This is a genomic window from Streptomyces pseudoechinosporeus, assembly GCF_054783935.1.
Map to the genome: position 1 here is coordinate 574,894 of NZ_BAAGPS010000009.1, position 19,485 is coordinate 594,378.

The window sequence follows — 19,485 nt, forward strand, 5'->3', positions numbered from 1 at the left end:
GTTCGTTTTACATTTCTGTCCATGGCCCGCGTAACTCAGGAACACCTCGACGCCCGTCGCCGTCAGATCCTCGACGGCGCGGCCCTCTGCTTCGCCCGAAACGGCTTCCACGCAACGTCCATGCAGGACGTGCTGAAGGAAGTGAATCTCTCGGCGGGCGCCGTCTACCGCTACTTCAGCGGCAAGGAGGAGCTGATCAGCGCGACCGTCACCGAGGTGCTGGCGCGTATTCGCGAGGGCTTCGAGGACGCCGCCCGGCAGAGCCCGCCCCCGCCGCCCGACGAACTGGTGGGGCGCGTCATGGGCTCCGTCATCGAAGGGAAGTGGGCGGTGTTCGACAACGGGGAGCTCGTGTATCCCCGGCTGATCGTCCAGGTCTGGACGGAGGTCCTGCGCAACAAAGAGCTCTCGGCCGTGATCCACGACGGCTACAGCAGCGTGCGGGCCGCCTGGACGAAGATCGTCCAGGGCTATCAGGAGGCGGGGATGATGCGGGCCGACGTACCGGCCGAGAGCGTCGCCCGGACCATGATCGCGATGGCTCAGGGCTACGTGGCGCAGATGGCGATCTTCGGAACCGCACCGGTGGAGGTGTTGCAGGAGGGGCTACGGGGCCTGATGAGCATGGGGAACCCCGGCACGCAGACCTGAGCCGGCCGACGACCGGTTAACGTCGCTGAAACGCCGCCCAATTAGCCTGCGCCTCCACGCCACCTGGGATTTTGCCCGGCGGCTGCGGAAACCGGACCCCGCACGGTCCGGAGCGAGGACTGTGAGGTGGGACGCCGTGCAACTGACCCCGCACGAGCAGGAGAGGCTGCTCATTCATGTGGCCGCCGACGTGGCCGAGAAGCGCCGGGCCCGCGGACTGAAACTGAACCACCCCGAAGCCGTCGCGCTCATCACATCGCACATCCTCGAAGGCGCGCGTGACGGCCGTACCGTGGCCGAACTCATGAACTCCGGGCGCAAGATCCTCACCCGTGAGGACGTCATGGAGGGCATCCCCGAGATGATCCACGACGTCCAGGTGGAGGCCACCTTCCCGGACGGCACCAAGCTCGTCACCGTCCATGACCCGATTGTCTGACGGGGGAGCGGCCACCATGATTCCCGGAGAGATCCTGTTCGCCGACGGACCCGTCGCCTTCAACGAAGGCCGCGAGGTCACCCGGCTCACCGTCCTCAACGCCGCCGACCGGCCCGTCCAGGTCGGCTCCCACTACCACTTCGCCGAGGCCAACCCCGGTCTGGACTTCGACCGCGCCGCCGCGCGCGGCAAGCGGCTCAACGTCGCCGCCGGCACCGCCGTGCGCTTCGAGCCGGGGATCCCCGTAGACGTCGAACTCGTTCCGCTCGCCGGCGCCCGCGTGGTGCCCGGACTGCGCGGTGAGACCGGAGGTGCCCTCGATGGCTGAGCTCTCGCGTGCCGCATACGCCGATCTGTTCGGCCCCACGACCGGCGACCGGATCCGGCTCGCCGATACCGATCTGCTGATCGAGATCGAGGAGGATCGTTCCGGCGGGCCCGGACTCGCCGGTGACGAGGCGGTGTTCGGCGGCGGCAAGGTCATCCGCGAGTCCATGGGCCAGTCGCGTGCTACGCGTGCAGACGGCACCCCGGACACCGTCATCACCGGTGCCGTGATCGTCGACCACTGGGGCATCGTCAAGGCCGACGTCGGCATCCGCGACGGCCGGATCACCGGCATCGGCAAGGCGGGCAACCCGGACACCATGGACGGGGTGCACCCGGACCTGGTGATCGGCCCCGAGACCGAGATCATCGCGGGAAACGGGCGGATTCTGACGGCCGGTGCCATTGACGCCCATGTGCACCTGATCTGTCCGCAGATCGCCGATGAGGCACTGGCCTCGGGCATTACGACCCTTGTCGGCGGCGGCACGGGTCCGGCCGAGGGCTCGAAGGCCACCACCGTCACGCCCGGTCCCTGGCATCTGGCGCGGATGCTGGAGGCGATGGAGGAGTACCCGCTCAACTTCGGGCTGCTCGGCAAGGGCAACACCGTCTCGCACGAGGCGATGCTCTCGCAGATCCGAGGGGGTGCGCTGGGCCTGAAGATCCACGAGGACTGGGGCTCGACGCCCGCGGCCATCGATGCCGCGCTGACGGTCGCCGACCGGACGGGTATCCAGGTGGCGATCCACACGGACACCCTGAACGAAGCGGGCTTCGTGGGCGACACGCTCGCCGCGATCGCCGGGCGCGGCATCCACGCGTACCACACGGAGGGTGCGGGTGGCGGCCATGCGCCGGACATCATGACCGTGGTCTCCGAGCCGCACGTCCTGCCCAGCTCCACCAACCCGACCCGGCCGTACACCGTCAACACCGCCGAGGAACACCTCGACATGCTGATGGTGTGCCACCACCTCAACCCGTCCGTGCCCGAGGACCTGGCCTTCGCCGAGTCCCGGATCCGGCCCTCCACCATCGGGGCCGAGGACATCCTGCACGACCTCGGCGCCATCTCGATCATCTCCTCCGACTCCCAGGCCATGGGGCGGGTGGGCGAGGTCATCATGCGGACCTGGCAGACCGCTCATGTGATGAAGCGGCGGCGGGGTGCGCTGCCCGGTGACGGGCGCGCGGACAATCGTCGTGTACGTCGCTATGTCGCCAAGTACACGATCAACCCGGCTCTCGCGCAGGGGCTCGCCCGCGAGGTCGGCTCCATCGAGACCGGCAAGCTTGCCGACCTCGTGCTGTGGGAGCCAGCCTTCTTCGGGGTCAAGCCGCAGCTCGTCGTCAAGGGCGGGCAGATCGCGTACGCGCAGATGGGCGACGCCAACGCGTCCATTCCGACGCCCCAGCCGATTCTGCCCCGGCCGATGTACGGGGCGATCGGGCGGGCCCCGGCCTCCAACTCCTTCAACTTCGTGGCACCGCTCGCGGTCGAGAACGGGCTGCCGGAGCGGCTCGGGCTCGGGAAGCGGTTCGTGCCCATCGAGTCGACGCGGGCGGTGACCAAGGCGGACATGCGGGAGAACGATGCGCGGCCCCAGGTGCGGGTCGATCCGGACAGCTTCGCCGTGCACATCGACGGGGAACTCGTCGAGGCCACGCCTGCTGCTGAACTGCCCATGGCTCAGCGGTACTTCCTCTTCTAAGGACGCGTCACCATGTCCCGAGCCGCGCTTCTCGTTTTGGCCGATGGCCGCTTTCCCGCCGGTGGGCACGCGCACTCCGGCGGGGCCGAGGCTGCCGTCAAGGCCGGGCGGATCACTGGGGCGGGGAGTCTGGAGGAGTTCTGCCGGGGGCGGTTGCACACGGCGGGGCTGGTGTCGGCCTCGTTGGCTGCGGCGGCCGCGCTCGGGGTTGATCCGGTGGTGCTCGACGCGGGCGCGGACGCCCGTACGCCGTCGGTCGCGCTGCGGGTTGCCGCGCGGAAGCTCGGGCGGCAGCTGATGCGGGCGGCTCGGGCTACGTGGCCGTCGGCCGAACTCGACGCGCTGGCACGGGAGTTTCCCAAGGGGGCTCATCAGCCGGTTGTGCTTGGGGTGGCTGCTCGGAGTGCGGGGCTTGGGGCGGTGGATGCCGCGTACTGCTCCGCGTACGAGAGTGTCAGTGGGGCGGCTTCTGCGACGGTGCGGTTGCTGAGTCTTGACCCCTTCGACGCCACAGGGGTGTTGGCTCGCCTGGCCCCGGACCTCGACCGCGTCGCCGACCGGGCGGCCGAAGCGGCGCGTTGTGCCGTGGAGGAGGGCGTCGATGCCCTTCCCGCGGCTTCCGCGCCGCTGCTGGAGATCAGTGCGGAGGCGCATGCCGCTTGGGCTGTGCGGTTGTTCGCCTCGTGAGGGGGTTTCTCGCCCCCGCCGCCCCTACCCGTCCCATCCCTGGGGCTGCGCCCCAGACCCCACCAGGGGCTCCGCCCCTGAACCTCGCTGGGGGCTCCGCCCCTTGAACCCCGTATCGGCCTAGCGGCCTCGTCCTCAACCGCCCTCAACCGCCGGACGGGCTGATTGTGCCCAAGCCAGGCTGCAAGGGTGCCGCCGGGCACCGCCGACCAAAGCATTGGAGCCGCTTCTCATGCACCTCGACCACTCCCACCCCCACGACGGCGGAGCCGTAAGCGCCGACGCGCACCGCCCCGACGGCGCCCGCCGTGCCCTCCGTATCGGACTCGGCGGCCCCGTCGGCTCCGGCAAGACCGCTACCGTCGCCGCACTCTGCCAAGCCCTGCGCGACGAACTCTCCCTCGCCGTCGTCACCAACGACATCTACACCCGCGAGGACGCCGAATTCCTCCTCCGCGAGGCCGTGTTGCCGCCCGAGCGGATCACCGCCGTCGAGACGGGCGCGTGCCCGCACACCGCGATCCGGGACGACATCTCCGCGAACCTCGAAGCCGTCGAGGATCTGGAGGACGAGGTCGGGCCACTGGATCTCATTCTCGTCGAGTCCGGGGGCGACAACCTCACCGCGACCTTCTCCAAGGGGCTTGTCGATGCGCAGATCTTTGTGATCGACGTGGCCGGTGGTGATGACATTCCGCGCAAGGGCGGGCCCGGTGTCACCACGGCCGATCTGCTGGTCGTCAACAAGACGGATCTCGCGCCGTTCGTCGGCTCCGACCTCGGCCGGATGGCCGCCGACGCGAAGGCACAGCGGGCCGAACTGCCCGTTGTCTTCCAGTCCTTGAGGGCCGAGAGCGGGGTCGCGGACGTCGCCGAGTGGGTGCGGGGGCAGCTCGCCGCGTGGACGGCATGACGGGCGGCGCAGCCGGGGTACGGGCCACCGCACGCATCGCCGCCCGTTCCGACGGCCGGGGCAGCACCGCGCTGCCCACCCTGGCCGGCGAGGGTCCGCTCGCGCTGCGCCGCGTACGGGCGACCGGCTCCGAGGCGCGCGTGATGCTCGTCGGGGCGATGAGCGGGCCGCTGGGCGGCGACCACTTCACCGTCGAGGCGGCGGTCGCCGAGGGCGCCGAGCTGCACATCGGGTCCGCCGCCGCCACCATCGCCCTGCCGGGGCAGGCCAAGGGCGAGGCGCGTTACGACGTACGCCTCACGGTCGCCGAGGGCGCCGAACTGTGCTGGCTGCCCGAGCAGTTGATCTCCGCGAACGGCAGTGATCTGTACGTCACCACACGCGTCGACCTCGCGGAAGGTGCCCGGCTGACGTTGCGCGAGGAACAGGTGCTCGGGCGCGCCAACGAGGAGCCCGGCCGTCTCACCAGCCGTCTCACCGTCCGTCTCGGCGGGCGTCCGCTGCTCGACCAGGAACTGTCCTGCGGGCCCGGCGCACCCGGTGGCTGGGACGGTCCGGCAGTGCTGGGGGGACATCGCGCGGTGGGGCAACTCGTCGTCGTACGACCAGAGTTCGCCGAGGTGGCGCCCAGCCCGCAGCTATTGGGTGAGTACGCCGCGCTCACCCCGCTCGCCGGCCCCGGCGTCCTCGTGACCGCACTTGCCCCGGACGCACTGCAACTGCGCCGAACCCTCGACGACGCCCTGCTCACACTCGGTCAGAAACTCGGCCAGTAACGGACGTATCCGCTCAACGAGCAGGCACGTACCGGTTATCGGATTGGCAAAGAAGCCAAGTCACCCCTGTTCTCAGGGAGGTCACAGCCGGAAAGATCCCCGTACGACCGCAACGACGTACGGGGAGGCCCACTTGACGGGTATGAGACCGCCGAAGAAGAAAGCGGCAGCGCTCGGCTCGGCCGGAGTGTTCGTCACGGCGACACTGATAGCGGGAGCCGTGGCGGCTCCGTCGGCCAGTGCGGACACCCGCCACGGCCAGGACCGCGAGGCACGCGGGACCGCGATCGCCGCGGCACGGGCCGCCAAGGCCGGCATCGACTGGCAGGACTGCCCGGCCGACTGGGGACTTGAGAAGCCCATCCAGTGCGGCTGGGTCACCGTGCCGCTCGACTACGCGAAGCCGAACGGCAAGCAGATCAAGCTCGCCGTCGACCGCATCGGCAACACGGGCACCAAGGCGGAGCGCCAGGGTGCCCTCATCTACAACCCCGGCGGCCCCGGCGGCTCGGGCCTGCGCTTCCCGCGCCGGGTCACCACCAAGGCCCCGTTGTGGGTCAACACGGCGAAGGCGTACGACTTCGTGGGCTTCGACCCGCGTGGTGTCGGGCACTCGGCGCCCATCTCCTGCGCCGATCCGCAGGAGTTCGTGAAGGCGCCCAAGATGGACCCGGTGCCGGACTCCGAGGCCGACAAGCGCGCTCAGCGCGAGCTCGCCGCCGAGTACGCGGCCGGCTGTGCCGAGCGCAGCGGCGAGATGCTGCCGCACATGACGACGCCGAACACCGCGCGCGACCTGGACGTCATCCGGGCCGCCCTCGGCGAGAAGAAGCTCAACTTCCTCGGCGTCTCGTACGGCACGTACATCGCCGCCGTGTACGGCACGCTCTTCCCGACGCATGTGCGCCGCATGGTCGCCGACAGCGTCGTCAACCCGTCGCGCGAGAAGATCTGGTACGAGGCCAACCTCGACCAGGACGTCGCCTTCGAGATGCGCTGGAAGGACTGGCAGGACTGGGTCGCCAAGAACGACGCGACCTATCACCTGGGCGACACACGGGCCGAAGTCCAGGCCCAGTGGCTGAAGTTGCGCGCCACGGCCAAGAAGAACCCGATCGGCGGGGTCGTCGGTCCGGCCGAGCTCATCAGTTTCTTCCAGAGCGCTCCGTACTACGACTCCGCATGGGCGCCCACCGCCGAGGTCTTCAGCAAGTACGTCGCCGGTGACGCCCAGGCGCTCGTCGACGCCGCCGCTCCGGACCTGACGGACACCGCGGGCAACGCCGCCTCGGAGAACGGCAACGCCGTCTACACCGCCGTCGAGTGCACCGACGCCAAGTGGCCCACCAGCTGGAAGACTTGGGACCGCGACAACACCCGGCTGCACAAGGACTACCCGTTCATGACGTGGGCCAACGCCTGGCTGAACCTGCCCTGCGCCACCTGGCCGGCCAAGCAGCAGACCCCGCCGAACGTGAAGACCGGCAAGGGCCTGCCGCCCGTGCTGATCGTGCAGGCCACGCGTGACGCCGCCACTCCGTACGAGGGCGCCGTCGAGCTGCACAAGCGGTTCAAGGGCTCCCGTCTGATCACCGAGAAGAACGCGGGCTCGCACGGCGTCACCGGGCTCGCCAACCCCTGCATCAACGAGCGGGTGGACGCCTACCTGCTCACCGGCAAGGTCGACGCGGCCGACGTGACGTGCGCCCCACACGCCACGCCCACGCCGTAGCCCGTAGGCAAGACACGTACGAGCAAGATACGTACGAGGAGGGGCGGCCGGAATTCCGGCCGCCCCTCCGCATGCTCTCAGCTTCAACTCAGCGGCATACGCGGGAACTTACGCCCCTTCTCAGCCGCCTTCTCGGCGGCCTCCTCTGCCTTGACGACGGCCGCGTACTGGTCGACGTACTCCTGCTCGGAGAGGGTGAGGATGGCATACATGATCTCGTCGGTGATGGCGCGCAGGATCGCCTTCTCGTTCTCCATGCCGGCATAGCGGGAGAAGTCGAGGGGCTTGCCGAAGCGGATCACGACGGGGTGGATCTTCGGGATCTTCCGGCCCGGCGGCTGGGCCTCGAAGGTGCCGATCATCGCGCAGGGAATGACGGGAACCTGGGCCTTGAGGGCCATGACCGCGACGCCCACCTTGCCCTTGTAGAGGCGGCCGTCGTGCGAGCGCGTGCCCTCCGGATAGATCCCGAGAAGCTCGTCCTTGCGCAGCACGCCGAGGCCCTCACGGATGGCCGCCTGACCTGCTTCCTTGCCGGAGCGGTCCACCGGGATCTGCCCGGCGCTGCGGAAGAAGTAGGCCGTCAGACGGCCCTTGATACCGGGGCCCGTGAAGTACTCCGCCTTCGCCAGGAACGTGATCCGCCGCTTGAGGATCGCGGGCATCAGGAAATGGTCCGAGAACGACAGATGATTACCGGCGACAATGGCCGCGCCCGACTCCGGTACATGCTCGAGCCCCTCGATCTTGGGACGGAAGACCAGTCTCAGCAATGGTCCCAGGATCACGTACTTGAGCACGTAGTAGAACATGGGGTTGTCGCTCCTCACTCCGCCGGATCGGCTCAACCGCCGTGTTCTAGCAGGTCAATAGGTACGCGGGAGAGACGCCAGTGTATGTGCAGGCGCGGGCCCCTGTTAACCGCTGTCCGCTATGGCTTGCGGGCCACTCCGCAGAAGTGGGTCACCTCGACGATCTCTTCCTGCGGGCAGTCCGGTCGCCAGCGCGGGCAGGAGACGACGCCCGGCTCGAGGAGATCCAGCCCGTCGAAAAGGCTCAGGAGTTCTTCGCGGGTACGCAGCGTCATCGGCGCCGATCCCTGGGTGTTCCAATAGTGGACCGCCTGAGCCATCGCCAGGCCGTCGACCTCCGTGGTCGGGTGGGAGACGACCAGGTGGCTGCCGGAGGGCACGGCGTCCAGGAGCCGTCGCACGATGGACCGGGCCTCATCGGTGTCGAGGACGAAATTGAGGATGCCCAGCATCGTGATCCCGACGGGCCGGCTGAAGTCCAGCGTCCGGGCGGCGCCCTGGAGGATCGTGTCGGGGCCGTGGACGTCGGCGTCGATGTAGTCGGTGGCACCCTCGGGCGTGCTGGTGAGCAGGGCACGGGCGTGGCTCAGCACGATGGGGTCGTTGTCCACATAGACGATCCGGCAGCCGGGATCGACGCGTTGGGCCACCTCGTGGGTGTTGTCGGCGATCGGCAGGCCCGTGCCGATGTCCAGGAACTGCCGGATTCCCGCCTCACCGGCGAGAAACCGCACAGAGCGCGCCAGGAACTGCCGGTCCGCGATGGCCGAGCGGGGAATTTCCGGCACGAAGGACAGGATGTGATCGCCGACCTGCTGGTCGATCTGGTAGTTGTCCCTGCCGCCCAGCCAGTAGTTCCAGATGCGCGCGGAGTGCGACACATTGGTCTTGAGCTTGGGATTCCGCATCGTGCCCTGGGCGCCTGGTGTCGAGAGTTCGGACATCCCTATGGCTCTTTTCGCTCATCACTGACTGGGACAGTGCACAATCTAGCCCGCTTGGCCGGAACCAATCACCGTAAAGGATAAAGCAGTTCCTGGTTCCGGCCCCGGTCCCGCAGGCTCCTTCTGCCCGCAGACCCCTTCTGCCCTCAGGCCTCTTCTGTCAGAACCTTCTCCAGTGTCCCAAGAGCCGCACGGAGTTCCCCGTCGGTGATGGTCAGCGGCGGTGCAAGGCGGATCGTCGAGCCGTGGGTGTCCTTGACGAGAATTCCCTCGCGCATGAGCCGTTCGCTGATCTCGCGGCCGGTGCCGATGGCGGGGTCGACGTCGACGCCCGCCCACAGCCCACGCGCACGGAAGCCGCGTACGCCCCTGCCCTCGAGGGCAGTCAGACCCTCGCGCAGGGTTACGCCCAACTCGGTGGCCCTGCGCTGGAACTCACCGGTCTCGAGCAGCTCGACGACCGCGGAACCCACCGCCGCGGCCAGTGGATTGCCGCCGAACGTCGACCCGTGCTCGCCGGGCCGCAGCACACCGAGCACCTCGCGGGACGCGACGACCGCGGAGACGGGGACGATGCCGCCGCCGAGCGCCTTGCCGAGCAGCAGCATGTCCGGCACGACCTGCTCGTGTTCGACGGCCAGCGTGCGGCCCGTACGTCCGAGGCCCGACTGGATCTCGTCCGCGATGAACAGGCACCCGGCCCGCCGGGTCAGTTCGCGTATGCCGGTGAGGTAGCCGTCGTCCGGGATGACGACGCCCGCCTCGCCCTGGATCGGCTCGATCAGCACGGCCGCCGTCGTCTCGTCGACCGCCGCCTCGAGCGCGGCGAGGTCGTTGTACGGGACGATGCGGAAGCCGGGCGTGAAGGGGCCGAAGCCCGCGCGGGCGCTCTCGTCGGTGGAGAAGCTGACGATGGTGGTCGTACGGCCGTGGAAGTTGTCGGCGGCCACCACGATGGTCGCCCGGTCCGCGGGGACGCCCTTCACCTCGTACGCCCATTTGCGGGCGACCTTGATGCCGCTCTCCACGGCCTCGGCGCCCGTGTTCATCGGCAGCACCATGTCCAGGCCGGTCAACTCGGCCAGGGACTCGGCGAATTGGGCGAGCTTGTCGTTGTGGAAGGCGCGCGAGGTGAGCGTCAGCTGGTCGAGCTGGCGGTGCGCGGCCTCGATCAGCGCCGGGTGGCGGTGGCCGAAGTTGAGGGCCGAGTAGCCGGCCAGCATGTCGAGATAGCGGCGGCCCTCGACGTCCTCGACCCAGACGCCCTCGGCGCGCGCGACGACCACGGGCAGCGGGTGGTAGTTGTGCGCGAGGACGGGCTCCTCGGCACGGATCAGGTCTGCGGAGGTACGCGTACGCGCGGGAGCGGTCATGAACGGATCTCCTGGGTGCAGCACTTGATGCCGCCGCCGGCCTTGTGGAGCTCCGACAGGTCGACGGGGACGGGAACGTAGCCGTGGCGGGTCAGTTGGTCCGTGAGCGCCTCGGCGCGTGGCGAGATGAAGACATGGCGGCCGTCGGAGACGGAGTTGAGCCCGAACGCCATCGCGTCCACGCGTGTGGCGATCACTGCGTCCGGGAACAGCCGCCCGAGCACCTCACGGCTTCCCGGGGAGAAGGCCTCGGGGTAGTACGCGATGTTGGCCTCGGGTCCGTCGTCGAGGACGAAGAGCGCAGTGTCCATGTGGTAGAAGTACGGGTCCACCAACTGCAGGCCGATCGTCGGGACGCCGAAGAACTCCTGCACCTCGCGGTGCGCCTCCCGCGTCGTACGAAAGCCGGTGCCGGCCAGGATGTAGGGGCCCACCGGGACGAGATCGCCCTCGCCCTCGCACACCGACTCGGGGTGCTGGACGTCGAAGCCCGCGTTCTTGAACCAGGTCTCGTACGCGGTCGATTCAGGCCGCCGCTGCGGCGCGTGGAACAGCGAGCCGAAGACCCGGCCCTGAACGACCAGCGCGGAGTTCGCGGCGAAGACCATGTCGGGGAGACCGGCGACCGGCTCGACGCTGTCGACGGTGTGGCCGTGGGCGCGGTAGGCGCGGATCAGCTCCGCCCACTGGCCGCGGGCCAGATCGACGTCGACCTGTGTGTTCTCATGCATCCAGGGGTTGATGGCGTACTGCACGGCGAAGTGTCTGGGTTCGCAGACCAGAAAGTGCTTGGGGCGCGACACACGGCTGGTGGGCACAGAGGGGTTCCTCCGCTTCCTACGGTGACGAGGTGACGACTGGCGGTGAGTCAACGGTAGGAAGCGGGGAGAGGGGCGACAAGCATCGACAATTGCGCGTCGGCGCAGGAACGCTGCGTATTCAGACGGTTCAGCGCACGATCAGTGCGCGAGCCGGGTCGCTCACTCCTCCGGCGCCGGCGCCGGCTGGCTCGCTCCCGCCTCCGGGCTCTCCGGGAGCAGATGCGAGAGCACCATGTAACTGATCGTCTTGCGGATGAACGGCTCCGTACGGATCCGCTCGAGCACCTCCTCGAAGTGGTCCACGTCCCGGGCCCGTACATGCAGCAGCGCGTCCGCGCCTCCCGTCACCGTCATCGCGGCGGTGATCTCCGGATGGTTGCGCACCACCTCCGCCAGCCGCCGCGGCGGGGCCGCGCCCTCGCAGTACACCTCGACGTACGCCTCCGTGCGCCAGCCGAGCGCGGCCGGTTTCACCGTGGCGGTGAACCCGGTGACCACACCGGTCTCACGCATCCGGTCGACACGGCGCTTGACCGCCGTGGCCGACAGGCCGACCGCCGCGCCGATCACGGCGAAGCTCGTCCGGGCATTCGCCATCAGGGCCGTGACGATCTTGCGGTCGAGCTCGTCGAACGGCGCGGACTTGGGGCTCATGCGCGCACTGTATCCAGCGGCGACGGCCGCACCCCACGGCTCCGCAGGCCCAGAGGTCACAGCCCCGTCTCGCGCATGTGCAGACGTCCGGATTGCTCCTAGACTCCAGCATCATGCTGCGTGCCCTCGCCGTCGACGACGAACCGCCGTCCCTCGAAGAGCTGCTCTATCTGCTTCAGGCCGATCCACGCGTGAAGAGCGTCGAGGGCGCGAGCGACGCGACCGAGGCGCTGCGCCGGATCAACCGCGCGCTGGAGTGCGGCCCCGACGGCGAGGACGCGATCGACGTGATCTTCCTCGACATTCAGATGCCCGGGCTCGACGGCCTGGACATGGCGCGGCTGCTCGCCGGCCTCGCCAAACCGCCGCTCGTCGTGTTCGTCACCGCTCATGAGGGCTTCGCGGTGCAGGCCTTCGACCTCAAGGCGGTGGACTACGTCCTGAAGCCGGTACGCCGGGAACGGCTGGCCGAGGCCGTCCGCCGGGCCGCCGAGCTGAAGGAGGCCGCTCCGCTGATCCCCGTGCACGAGCCCGACCCGGACCACATCTCGGTCGAGCTGGGCGGGGTCACCCGTTTCGTGGCCGTCGAGGACATCACGCATGTCGAGGCCCAGGGCGACTACGCGCGGCTGCACACCGCGCAGGGCAGCCATCTGGTGCGTATCCCGCTGTCCACGCTGGAGGAGCGCTGGCGCTCGCGTGGCTTCGTCCGCATCCACCGGCGTCATCTCGTCGCCCTCGGCCACATCAGCGAGCTCCGGCTGGACGCGGGTACCGTGAGCGTCCTGGTCGACTCCGTCGAACTGCAGGTCAGCCGCCGGCACGCCCGCGAGCTGCGCGAACTGCTGATGCGCCGGACCGCGAGCTGAGGAGGCCGCCAGTGGCACAGGACCCAGCCGATCGCCGCGTGGTCGTCACGGGGCCGCCCCGCCGCACCCGCAGGCTGAACGGCTACCGCCCCCGCACCGAGATCGACGAGCAGACGACTCTCGGCCACACCTACGTCCGCTCGCTCATCCGCAGCCAGCTGCGCGCCGCGCTCACGGTGTTCGCCGTACTCGTCCTGCTCGTGGGCCCGCTGCCGCTGGTGTTCACCTCGATGAACGACAGCACGAACCTCGAATGGCTCGTCCTCGGCTTCTGCGTCTACCCACCGCTGGTGCTGCTCGCCCGCTGGTACGTGCGCCGGGCCGACCGCAACGAACGGGACTTCGTCCGCCTCGTCGAGGACCGTTGAGAACGGGACCGAGAACCCATGACCGAGGACCGCTGAGCCCGTGAACGAGAACTACGCCGTTCCCGCGGTCGCCCTCGTCGTCGTCGCGACCGTCTTCGTCGGTGCCTTCGGCCTGCGCATCTCACGGACCACCTCGGACTTCTATGTCGCCTCGCGCACCGTCGGCCCCCGGCTGAACGCGGCGGCCATCAGCGGCGAGTACCTCTCCGCCGCCTCGTTCCTCGGCATCGCGGGCCTCGTCCTCGTCCAGGGCCCCGACATGCTGTGGTACCCCGTCGGCTACACGGCGGGCTATCTCGTCCTGCTGCTCTTCGTGGCGGCCCCGCTGCGCCGCTCCGGCGCCTACACGTTGCCCGACTTCGCGGAGGCGCGGCTCGCCTCCCAGTCGGTGCGACGGCTGGCCGGCGCCTTCGTCGTCGGGGTCGGCTGGCTGTATCTGCTGCCGCAGCTGCAGGGCGCCGGGCTGACGTTGAACGTGCTGACCGGGGCTCCCAAGTCGCTCGGCGGGATCATCGTCGCCGTCGTCGTGGTCGCGACCGTCGCCGCGGGCGGCATGCGCAGCATCACCTTCGTGCAGGCCTTCCAGTACTGGCTCAAACTCACCGCCCTGCTCGTCCCCGCACTGTTCCTCGTCCTCGCCTGGCAGGGCGACGGATCGCCGCGGCACGCCTTCGACGAACCGGCGACGTTCCGCGAGCACCGCGTCGTCCGCGTCGACAGCGGCCTCGACCTGAAGCTCGCCGAACCGCTGAACGTCACGGCGACGGGCACGGTGGACGGCGAGCGGTACGAGGACGAGAAGGTGCGGCTCGACGCGGGCGTCCACCGCATCGAGCAGGGCACCAAGCTGGGCTTCACCAAGGGCGACCACGTCCCCGTCGCCGACCGCGGCAGCAACGGTGGCATGTCCACCTCGCTCGCCGAGGGCCGCGAGGAACGCCCGCTGTACGCCACGTACGGACTGATCCTCGCCACCTTCCTCGGCACCATGGGACTGCCGCACGTGGTCGTCCGCTTCTACACCAGCCCGCACGGCGTCGCCGCCCGCCGCACCACCGTCGTCGTACTCGGCCTGATCGGCGCCTTCTACCTGCTGCCACCGGTCTACGGCGCACTGGGCCGCCTGTACGCTCCCGAGCTCACCCTCACCGGGGACGCCGACGCCGCCGTACTGCTGCTGCCCGACCGGGTGATCGGCGGACTCGGCGGGGACCTGCTGGGCGCGCTGGTGGCGGGCGGGGCCTTCGCCGCGTTCCTGTCCACGGCGTCCGGGCTGACCATGGCGGTGGCCGGCGTGCTCACCCAGGACGTGCTTCCGCCACGCGGTGTACGGCACTTCCGGCTGGGCACGGCGCTCGCGATGAGCGTGCCGCTGGCGGCGAGCATGATCGTGGGCGGGCTGCCCGTCGCGGACGCCGTGGGGCTCGCCTTCGCCGTCTCCGCGTCGTCGTTCTGCCCGCTCCTCGTCCTCGGCATCTGGTGGCGGCGGCTCACCCCGCCCGGCGCGGCGGCCGGGATGCTGGTGGGCGGCGGCTCGGCGCTGCTCGCGGTCGCCGCCACCATGGCGGGCTTTCCGGGCACGGGCTCGCTGCACGCGCTCCTCGCCTGGCCCGCGCTGTGGTCCGTACCGCTGGGCTTCCTCACCATGGTGCTGGTGTCGCTGGCCACGCCCGGGCGGGTACCGGCGGGCACGGCCGGGATCCTCGCCCGCTTCCATCTGCCGGAGCAGCTGTCGGACGGACAGGTGCGAACGGCCGTGAGCGCGAAGGAAGCCAAGGAAGTAGAGGCATGAGCGGGGTGGTGGAGACATGAGCGGTTTCCTGGCCGGGCTCTGCGTGGCCGTACTCCCGCTGCTGGCGGCCGGTTTCTGGCTCGGTCGGCGCACCACGCGCCCACGGAGCCTCGGCGGGCTCGGCACCCCCGTCGAGCACGCCACCTTCGAGACCCTGCACACCGCCTCGCTCGCTGCACCTCCGCTGCGGGCGGGCCTCACCGAGGAGACGGCCCGCAAGTCCGCGCCGCGACTGCGCACCCTGCTGGGCACCGACGCGCTCTGCCTCACCGACCAGGACACTGTCCTGGCCTGGGAGGGCGTCGGCGAGCACCACAAGACGCAGATCATGGACCGGCTCGGCGGACCGCTGGAGAACGGCCGAGGCGAGGCCTTCCGCCTCGACTGCGTCGAACCGGACTGCCCGGTGCGCTGGGCCGTCGTCGCCCCGCTCACCGTCGACGACCGCGTACACGGCGCGCTCGTCGCCTGCGCGCCCCGCGAGTCCGCCGTACTGGTCAGGGCCACCGGTGAGGTCGCCCGCTGGGTCTCGGTCCAGCTGGAGCTCGCCGACCTCGACCAGTCCCGTACGCGGCTGATCGAGGCCGAGATCAAGGCCCTGCGCGCCCAGATCTCCCCGCACTTCATCTTCAACTCGCTCGCTGTGATCGCCTCGTTCGTCCGCACCGACCCCGAGCGCGCCCGCGAACTCCTTCTGGAGTTCGCCGACTTCACCCGCTACTCGTTCCGCAGGCACGGCGACTTCACCACGCTCGCCGACGAACTCCACGCCATCGACCACTACTTGACCCTGGTCAGGGCACGCTTCGGGGACCGCCTCTCGGTCACCCTGCAGATCGCCCCCGAAGTACTCCCGGTGACCCTGCCCTTCCTGTGTCTGCAGCCCCTGGTGGAGAACGCCGTGAAACACGGACTGGAGGGGGGCACCGGCCAGGTCGACAAGAGCCACATCAGCATCACCGCACAGGACGCGGGAGCCGAGGCCCTCGTCGTCATCGAGGACGACGGCCCCGGCATGGACCCCGACTGGCTGCGCCGCATCCTGGCAGGCGAGATCAGCCCCTCGGGCGGCATCGGCCTGTCGAACGTCGACGACCGGCTGCGCCAGGTCTACGGAGACGACTACGGCCTCGTCATCGAGACCGCCCTCGGCGCCGGCATGAAAATCACCGCCAGGCTGCCCAAATACCAGCCGGGCGTGCACTCGGCGGGACGGCTGTCCCGCGAATGAGAGCTCCCCGGACCGGTTGGACCGGTTGCCCGGGGAGGAGGCGCGAAGAGCATCAGGTGCTGCGTGAGGCCACCATCGCCAGGGTGATCAGGCCGAGCACGACCCAGCCGAACCACAGCCAGCCACTGCTGCCGAGCGCCACCGTGTAGGCCGTGACCACTACCAGGCCGCCGACGGTGAGCACCCCCATGGTCTTCGTAGAACCGGGCATCGCAACACCCTCCTTATGGTTCGTCCCTCTCCATGGTGCCCCCGTCCTGCCTTTTCACGGGGCATACGACGAAATGGGTGACTGTTTTCCAGCCGCTCCCCGGCCCGGGCCGCCGCTTCGTAGCGGCTCGGGCCATAGCTGTACTGAGATGTCTCAGCGTGTGCGCGCGTTCAACGAGGCCAGATAGGCGTTGTACGCCTCCAGCTCCTTGTCCCCGTCGCGGTCCGCGGCCCGGTCCGTGCGCCGGGCCTGCCGCTGTTCGGAGCGGTACCACTGGAAGAGCAGCGCGAGCAGCACGAGCACGGACGGGATCTCGCTGAACGCCCAGGCGATGCCGCCCGCCGCGTTCTGGTCCAAGAGCGCGTCGATGCCGAGCGACGCGGGAGGGTTCTTGTACGTCTCGACCATCGGGCCGGACGCCATCATCAGCGCGATGCCGAAGAACGCGTGGAACGGCATGCCCGCGAACAGCTCCAGCATCCGCAGCAGATAGCCGGGCCGGTGCGGACCGGGATCCACGCCCATGATCGGCCAGAAGAAGGCGAGGCCGACGGCGAGGAAGTGGCACATCATCACGGTGTGGCCCGTCTTCGAACCCATCAGGAAGTCGAAGAGGGGAGTGAAGTACAGCGCGTACAGGCTCGCGATGAACAGCGGGATCGTGAACGCCGGATGCGAGATCATCCGCATGAACCGGCTGTGCAGCAGCGCCAGCAGCAGCTCACGCGGCCCCTTGTCGCCCCGGCGGGAAGCCACCGGCAGCGCCCGTAGCGCCAGCGTGATCGGCGCACCGAGCAGGATCAGGATCGGCGTCAGCATGCTGATCACCATGTGCTGCACCATGTGCACGCTGAACATGACCATGCCGTAGTCATTGAGCCCGGTGCACATCACGAGCAGCACGCTCAGTACGCCGACGACGAACGCCACGGTCCGCCCGACCGGCCACTTGTCACCGCGCCGCACCAGCCGCACGACGCCCCACCCGTACAGGGCGAGCCCCACCAGGCAGGCGACGAGGAAGAACGGGTCCGCGGACCACTCGAGACCTCGGCCCAGCGTGAACGGCGGCAGATCCATGGTCGTGCCGTGCCCGCTGTGATCCATCCGCCGGCTCCTGATTAGTACTGGTTGTGCGCTGTCTGTCCGCACCCAGACTAGAACCGCCCCCGGTCACGGTCGCGACCGGGGGCGGCTCCAGTTACGTACGAATCAGAGGACGCACTCCGCTTCGGCGTACCGCTCGTCCGGCACCGTCTTCAGCGTCTCGACCGCCTCCGCGAGCGGCACCATCGCGATGTCGGTGCCGCGCAGCGCCGTCATCCTGCCGAACTCGCCGCGGTGCACCGCCTCCACCGCGTGCCAGCCGAAGCGGGTCGCGAGGACGCGGTCGTACGCGGTCGGGGTGCCGCCACGCTGGACGTGCCCGAGGATCACCGGACGGGCCTCCTTGCCGAGGCGGTGCTCCAGCTCCAGCGAGAGCTGGCGGGCGATGCCCGCGAAGCGCTCGTGCCCGTAGACGTCCTTGCGGCCCTCGTCGTACTCCATCGTGCCCTCGCGAGGCTTCGCGCCCTCCGCGGCCACGACGATGGCGAACTTCTTGCCCGCCGAGAAGCGTTCGCCGACCTTGGCGGCCAGCTCCTCGATGTCGAAGGGGCGTTCCGGCACGACGATCGCGTGCGCGCCGGCCGCCATGCCCGAGTGCAGCGCGATCCAGCCGGTGTGGCGGCCCATGACCTCCACGATCAGCACGCGCTGGTGGGACTCGGCGGTGGTCTTGAGGCGGTCGAGGGCCTCGGTCGCGACACCGACGGCGGTGTCGAAGCCGAAGGTGACGTCCGTGACCGCGATGTCGTTGTCGATGGTCTTCGGCACGCCGACGATCGGCAGGCCGCCGTCCGACAGGAGGCGGGCCGCCTTGAGCGTGCCCTCACCGCCGATCGGGATGATCGCGTCGAGCCCGAGCTCCTCGAGATGTCCCTTGGCACGCTCCACGCCGTCCCGCAGATGCGCGGGCTGGACCCGGGAGGAGCCGAGGATGGTGCCGCCGCGAGCCAGGATTCCGCTCACCGCGTCGAGGTCGAGCTTGAGGTAGTCGCACTCCAGAAGGCCCTTCCAGCCGTCCCGGAAGCCGATGACCTCGTCGCCGTGGTCGACGACGGCACGGTGTACGACGGACCGGATGACGGCGTTCAGGCCGGGGCAGTCGCCGCCGGACGTGAGGACACCAATGCGCATAGCCCGAAATACCTTCTCAACGTGGGCCGGGTACCGGACCGCGCTGTCCGGCTGGACCCGGCCAGACTACCGGCGGCAGGGGGCGGTTCCGCATCGTGCGTCCGCCTGCTGGACGTCCCTGCACAGGTGAGCGGAGGGGCTGCCAGAAGGGCTGTGTGCCAAGTCTCGGGCGGGTTGTGGGCTGTGTCTCGCGCGTCTCAGGCAGGCTGCTGAGCGGCAGAGATGCGCTCGGCGCGCAGCGCCTCGTACCACCGGTCGTCGATCGGCGGCAGCGCGTTGACGTCCAGCGCCAGCTTCAGCAGCAGGTCCGCAATCAGCGGGTTGCGGGCGAGCACGGGCCCGTGCATGTACGTACCGAAGACCGTGTCGTTGTACGCGCCCTCCGTGCCGTCTCCCGTGCCGTTGCCCTTGCCGAGCCTGACCTGCGCGAACGGGCGCGCGGTGGGGCCCAGGTGGGTGATGCCCTGGTGGTTCTCGAAGCCCGTCAGCTGCGGCAGGCCGAGGCGCGGGTCGATGTCCCCGAGTACGTCCCCGACGCAGCGCTCGCCCTCGCCGCGCGTGGAGATCACGTCGAGCAGGCCGAGGCCCGGCTCCTGTTGCCCGAGGTCGTTGATGAACTCGTGGCCGAGGATCTGGTAGCCGGCGCACACGGAGAAGACGATCGCGCCGTTGCCGACCGCGCGGTGCAGACCGCCGTCGCGGCGCAGCCGCTCGGCCGCGAGCCGCTGCGGGCGGTCCTCGCCGCCACCGATCAGGTAGATGTCGCCGGAGGTGGGGATCGGCTGGTCGCTGCGTACGTCGAGCCGGGCCACGTCCAGGCCGCGCTGCCGGGCCCGGCGCTCCACCACGAGGGCGTTGCCCTGGTCGCCGTACGTGCTCAGCAGGTCCGGGTAGATCCACACCAGACGCAGGCTGTTGTCACTCATCGATGA

21 protein-coding genes are annotated in these 19,485 nt (G+C 69.6%); 12 read left to right on the forward strand and 9 right to left on the reverse strand.

Annotation, left to right across the window (positions count from 1 at the left end; translation table 11 throughout):
• Positions 1-21 precede the first annotated feature (21 nt).
• The 8 genes from ACYVO6_RS14135 to ACYVO6_RS14170 all read left to right on the forward strand — a co-directional run bounded on the left by ACYVO6_RS14135 (position 22) and on the right by ACYVO6_RS14170 (position 7,240).
• Positions 22-651: a TetR/AcrR family transcriptional regulator gene (locus ACYVO6_RS14135; RefSeq protein ID WP_461060967.1), complete on the forward strand. Its 630-nt coding sequence runs from the start codon at positions 22-24 to the stop codon at positions 649-651.
• A gap of 136 nt (positions 652-787) precedes the next feature.
• Positions 788-1,090, forward strand: coding sequence for an urease subunit gamma (locus ACYVO6_RS14140; RefSeq protein ID WP_033325080.1), 303 nt, complete (start codon positions 788-790; stop codon positions 1,088-1,090).
• Positions 1,091-1,106: 16 nt separating this feature from the next.
• Positions 1,107-1,418, forward strand: a complete 312-nt coding sequence (locus ACYVO6_RS14145; protein ID WP_461060969.1) for an urease subunit beta — start codon at positions 1,107-1,109, stop codon at positions 1,416-1,418.
• Positions 1,411-3,132: an urease subunit alpha gene (locus tag ACYVO6_RS14150; protein WP_461060971.1), complete on the forward strand. Its 1,722-nt coding sequence runs from the start codon at positions 1,411-1,413 to the stop codon at positions 3,130-3,132. The genes ACYVO6_RS14145 and ACYVO6_RS14150 overlap by 8 nt, the downstream gene beginning before the upstream one ends.
• A 12-nt stretch (positions 3,133-3,144) precedes the next feature.
• Positions 3,145-3,819: an urease accessory protein UreF gene (locus tag ACYVO6_RS14155; RefSeq protein WP_461060973.1), complete on the forward strand. Its 675-nt coding sequence runs from the start codon at positions 3,145-3,147 to the stop codon at positions 3,817-3,819.
• Between the two features lie 232 nt (positions 3,820-4,051).
• The gene (ureG, locus tag ACYVO6_RS14160) at positions 4,052-4,732 is read left to right on the forward strand and encodes an urease accessory protein UreG (RefSeq protein ID WP_461060975.1); all 681 of its coding nucleotides are present in this window, start codon (positions 4,052-4,054) and stop codon (positions 4,730-4,732) included.
• A complete protein-coding gene (locus ACYVO6_RS14165) occupies positions 4,729-5,508 on the forward strand; it encodes an urease accessory protein UreD (protein ID WP_461060977.1) in 780 nt (259 codons plus the stop codon). Before ureG ends, ACYVO6_RS14165 begins: the two co-directional genes overlap by 4 nt.
• A gap of 142 nt (positions 5,509-5,650) precedes the next feature.
• Entirely contained in the window at positions 5,651-7,240 is a 1,590-nt protein-coding gene (locus tag ACYVO6_RS14170; protein ID WP_461061391.1) for an alpha/beta hydrolase, read from the forward strand.
• A gap of 83 nt (positions 7,241-7,323) precedes the next feature.
• Here ACYVO6_RS14170 and ACYVO6_RS14175 read toward each other — a convergent pair whose 3' ends face one another.
• The 5 genes from ACYVO6_RS14175 to ACYVO6_RS14195 all read right to left on the reverse strand — a co-directional run bounded on the left by ACYVO6_RS14175 (position 7,324) and on the right by ACYVO6_RS14195 (position 11,844).
• The gene (locus ACYVO6_RS14175) at positions 7,324-8,052 is read right to left on the reverse strand and encodes a lysophospholipid acyltransferase family protein (protein ID WP_461060979.1); all 729 of its coding nucleotides are present in this window, start codon (positions 8,050-8,052) and stop codon (positions 7,324-7,326) included.
• A gap of 119 nt (positions 8,053-8,171) precedes the next feature.
• On the reverse strand, positions 8,172-8,996 hold the full coding sequence (locus ACYVO6_RS14180) for an SAM-dependent methyltransferase (RefSeq protein ID WP_461060981.1): 825 nt from the start codon (positions 8,994-8,996) through the stop codon (positions 8,172-8,174).
• A gap of 146 nt (positions 8,997-9,142) precedes the next feature.
• Positions 9,143-10,369: an ornithine--oxo-acid transaminase gene (gene rocD, locus ACYVO6_RS14185; RefSeq protein ID WP_461060983.1), complete on the reverse strand. Its 1,227-nt coding sequence runs from the start codon at positions 10,367-10,369 to the stop codon at positions 9,143-9,145.
• Positions 10,366-11,187 (reverse strand): dimethylargininase, encoded by an 822-nt coding sequence (gene ddaH, locus ACYVO6_RS14190; RefSeq protein WP_461060985.1) that lies wholly within the window; start codon positions 11,185-11,187, stop codon positions 10,366-10,368. The genes rocD and ddaH overlap by 4 nt, the downstream gene beginning before the upstream one ends.
• 162 nt (positions 11,188-11,349) lie before the next feature.
• Positions 11,350-11,844 (reverse strand): Lrp/AsnC family transcriptional regulator, encoded by a 495-nt coding sequence (locus ACYVO6_RS14195; RefSeq protein WP_461060986.1) that lies wholly within the window; start codon positions 11,842-11,844, stop codon positions 11,350-11,352.
• 113 nt (positions 11,845-11,957) lie between these two features.
• On the opposite strand from ACYVO6_RS14195, the gene ACYVO6_RS14200 reads away from it, so the two are divergent.
• Genes ACYVO6_RS14200 through ACYVO6_RS14215 form a run of 4 tightly spaced genes read left to right on the forward strand, consistent with a single transcriptional unit; the run spans position 11,958 to position 16,104 of the window.
• Positions 11,958-12,713 (forward strand): LytR/AlgR family response regulator transcription factor, encoded by a 756-nt coding sequence (locus ACYVO6_RS14200; RefSeq protein ID WP_461060988.1) that lies wholly within the window; start codon positions 11,958-11,960, stop codon positions 12,711-12,713.
• Between the two features lie 11 nt (positions 12,714-12,724).
• Entirely contained in the window at positions 12,725-13,081 is a 357-nt protein-coding gene (locus ACYVO6_RS14205) for a hypothetical protein (RefSeq protein ID WP_461060990.1), read from the forward strand.
• 40 nt (positions 13,082-13,121) lie between these two features.
• Positions 13,122-14,873 (forward strand): sodium/solute symporter, encoded by a 1,752-nt coding sequence (locus tag ACYVO6_RS14210; RefSeq protein WP_461060992.1) that lies wholly within the window; start codon positions 13,122-13,124, stop codon positions 14,871-14,873.
• 16 nt (positions 14,874-14,889) lie between these two features.
• Entirely contained in the window at positions 14,890-16,104 is a 1,215-nt protein-coding gene (locus tag ACYVO6_RS14215) for a sensor histidine kinase (protein WP_461060994.1), read from the forward strand.
• A 52-nt stretch (positions 16,105-16,156) separates the two neighbouring features.
• Here the strand turns inward: ACYVO6_RS14215 and ACYVO6_RS14220 are convergent, their stop codons facing one another.
• From ACYVO6_RS14220 to ACYVO6_RS14235, 4 genes are all read right to left on the reverse strand, one after another.
• Positions 16,157-16,315, reverse strand: coding sequence for a hypothetical protein (locus ACYVO6_RS14220; protein WP_461060996.1), 159 nt, complete (start codon positions 16,313-16,315; stop codon positions 16,157-16,159).
• Positions 16,316-16,468: 153 nt separating this feature from the next.
• Positions 16,469-17,422, reverse strand: a complete 954-nt coding sequence (locus tag ACYVO6_RS14225; protein WP_461060998.1) for a cytochrome c oxidase assembly protein — start codon at positions 17,420-17,422, stop codon at positions 16,469-16,471.
• A 105-nt stretch (positions 17,423-17,527) separates the two neighbouring features.
• The gene (locus tag ACYVO6_RS14230) at positions 17,528-18,553 is read right to left on the reverse strand and encodes a 6-phosphofructokinase (protein ID WP_461061000.1); all 1,026 of its coding nucleotides are present in this window, start codon (positions 18,551-18,553) and stop codon (positions 17,528-17,530) included.
• Positions 18,554-18,750: 197 nt separating this feature from the next.
• Entirely contained in the window at positions 18,751-19,479 is a 729-nt protein-coding gene (locus ACYVO6_RS14235; RefSeq protein ID WP_461061002.1) for a type 1 glutamine amidotransferase, read from the reverse strand.
• Positions 19,480-19,485 lie beyond the last annotated feature (6 nt).

Bases quoted from the DNA above. Each gene is read 5' to 3' on its own strand.
- ACYVO6_RS14180 (WP_461060981.1), bottom strand. From the start codon at position 8,996: ATGTCCGAACTCTCGACACCAGGCGCCCAGGGCACGATGCGGAATCCC.
- ACYVO6_RS14225 (WP_461060998.1), bottom strand. From the start codon at position 17,422: ATGGATCACAGCGGGCACGGCACGACCATGGATCTGCCGCCGTTCACG.
- ACYVO6_RS14175 (WP_461060979.1), bottom strand. From the start codon at position 8,052: ATGTTCTACTACGTGCTCAAGTACGTGATCCTGGGACCATTGCTGAGA.
- ACYVO6_RS14235 (WP_461061002.1), bottom strand. From the start codon at position 19,479: ATGAGTGACAACAGCCTGCGTCTGGTGTGGATCTACCCGGACCTGCTG.
- ACYVO6_RS14195 (WP_461060986.1), bottom strand. From the start codon at position 11,844: ATGAGCCCCAAGTCCGCGCCGTTCGACGAGCTCGACCGCAAGATCGTC.
- ACYVO6_RS14165 (WP_461060977.1), top strand. From the start codon at position 4,729: ATGACGGGCGGCGCAGCCGGGGTACGGGCCACCGCACGCATCGCCGCC.
- ACYVO6_RS14200 (WP_461060988.1), top strand. From the start codon at position 11,958: ATGCTGCGTGCCCTCGCCGTCGACGACGAACCGCCGTCCCTCGAAGAG.
- ACYVO6_RS14150 (WP_461060971.1), top strand. From the start codon at position 1,411: ATGGCTGAGCTCTCGCGTGCCGCATACGCCGATCTGTTCGGCCCCACG.
- ureG (WP_461060975.1), top strand. From the start codon at position 4,052: ATGCACCTCGACCACTCCCACCCCCACGACGGCGGAGCCGTAAGCGCC.
- ACYVO6_RS14170 (WP_461061391.1), top strand. From the start codon at position 5,651: ATGAGACCGCCGAAGAAGAAAGCGGCAGCGCTCGGCTCGGCCGGAGTG.
- ACYVO6_RS14230 (WP_461061000.1), bottom strand. From the start codon at position 18,553: ATGCGCATTGGTGTCCTCACGTCCGGCGGCGACTGCCCCGGCCTGAAC.
- ACYVO6_RS14220 (WP_461060996.1), bottom strand. From the start codon at position 16,315: ATGCCCGGTTCTACGAAGACCATGGGGGTGCTCACCGTCGGCGGCCTG.
- ACYVO6_RS14215 (WP_461060994.1), top strand. From the start codon at position 14,890: ATGAGCGGTTTCCTGGCCGGGCTCTGCGTGGCCGTACTCCCGCTGCTG.
- rocD (WP_461060983.1), bottom strand. From the start codon at position 10,369: ATGACCGCTCCCGCGCGTACGCGTACCTCCGCAGACCTGATCCGTGCC.
- ACYVO6_RS14145 (WP_461060969.1), top strand. From the start codon at position 1,107: ATGATTCCCGGAGAGATCCTGTTCGCCGACGGACCCGTCGCCTTCAAC.
- ACYVO6_RS14135 (WP_461060967.1), top strand. From the start codon at position 22: ATGGCCCGCGTAACTCAGGAACACCTCGACGCCCGTCGCCGTCAGATC.
- ACYVO6_RS14155 (WP_461060973.1), top strand. From the start codon at position 3,145: ATGTCCCGAGCCGCGCTTCTCGTTTTGGCCGATGGCCGCTTTCCCGCC.